The organism is Streptomyces murinus, assembly GCF_002154555.1.
GTDB classification, from domain to species: domain Bacteria; phylum Actinomycetota; class Actinomycetes; order Streptomycetales; family Streptomycetaceae; genus Streptomyces; species Streptomyces murinus.
Map to the genome: position 1 here is coordinate 1 of NZ_MUNF01000899.1, position 1,253 is coordinate 1,253.

1 protein-coding gene and 1 pseudogene are annotated in these 1,253 nt (G+C 74.1%); one reads left to right on the forward strand and one right to left on the reverse strand.

Going from position 1 to position 1,253, the window contains the following annotated elements:
* A partial coding sequence (locus CCN72_RS36395; RefSeq protein WP_208638195.1) for a DMT family transporter occupies positions 1-413 on the reverse strand: 413 nt, incomplete at its 3' end.
* A 379-nt stretch (positions 414-792) separates the two neighbouring features.
* Between CCN72_RS36395 and CCN72_RS36400 the strand changes: the two are divergent.
* Positions 793-1,253, forward strand: a pseudogene (locus tag CCN72_RS36400) (hypothetical protein); the annotation flags it as partial.

A 1,253-nucleotide genomic window follows, 5' to 3' on the forward strand; every position in this document is an offset into this window, starting at 1 on the left:
GGATCGGCGACGGCGTCGCCGGCCCGCGGCTCGCCCGCCGTGATGAACGCGCTCACCCCGCCCGCGAGCAGCAGCAGCCCCGCCCAACCCTGCCGTCCCAGCGGCTGTTTGGTCTGGTAGCGGGAGAGCGCGAGCGCGAACAGCAGATTGGTCGCGAGCAGCGGCTCCACCAGCGAGATCTCACCCTTGCCGAGGGCCACCGCGCCCAGCACCATGCCGGCCACCATCAGCCCCAGACCGCCCAGCCAGCGCGGCACCCGCATCAGGTCGAGCAGCAGCCGCAGCGACAGGAAGTCGCTCAGCGGCGCCTGTTGCGCGGCGTTCTGCTGGAGCACGAAGCCGAGGCCCAGACAGCAGGCCGCGCTCACGGCGAGGACGAGAACCAGAACCGACACGCTGCGTACCTCGATCATCCGGCCGGACCACGGACGCGTAGTGGCCGACTGTAGCGCCCCCGGGACGGCATTGCCCCGGAAGAACCCGGAAAGGGGCGGTTGACTCGCCATGGTCGGCGCCGGGGGCGCGGGGCGCCATGGCGTACGCCACACAGCTCGCCACGGTGGGCCGCGCGACGGCATGGCGTACACCACAGCGCCGCACCGCACGCCGGTCCCGCACCGGTTCCGGCTCGGCCGCACGGTCGGTCACGTATCCGCGCCTATGCCCCAATTTCCCTGCCACGAACGGTAGTTGAACCCATTAACATCAGCGTTCCGCTTGACGCAAACCTTGGCCTGCGGGTTTGCTGTGTGTGATCGGCCGATGGCAGCCCGAGAAACAGGAAGTCCTGCGGTGTCACCACTCCCGCCCCTGCTCGACGTGCGCCGGGCCCGCACGGCCCCCTCCGGCGCCACCGCCCCGGACCTCCCCGGCGGCTACGACGACGCCCTGGACGACGCCGAACTGCGCACCGCCCGCGCCGCGTTGCTCCAGGGTCGCCGCCAGGCCGCCCGCTCCCTGCTGCTGCACACCGGCGACGACTGGGACCGCCGGGGCCACCGGCTGACCGCGCTCGCCCGCGAGCCGTACGCCGCCGCCTGGGCCTGGGACTGGCTCCAGGCCGAACCCGGCTCCCCGGACGCCGCGGCCCTGCTCGCCCTCGCCCGTGTCCAGCGCGCCCTGCGCGGCCGGGAGAACCCCGAGCGGGCCCGCGAGGCGTGCGAACGGGCCGCAGCGCTCGCCCCCGCCGACCCCACCCCCTGGCTCGGGCTGCTCCGGCTCGCCCGGATCGTCGGGCCCGCTCGGGGTTCTCC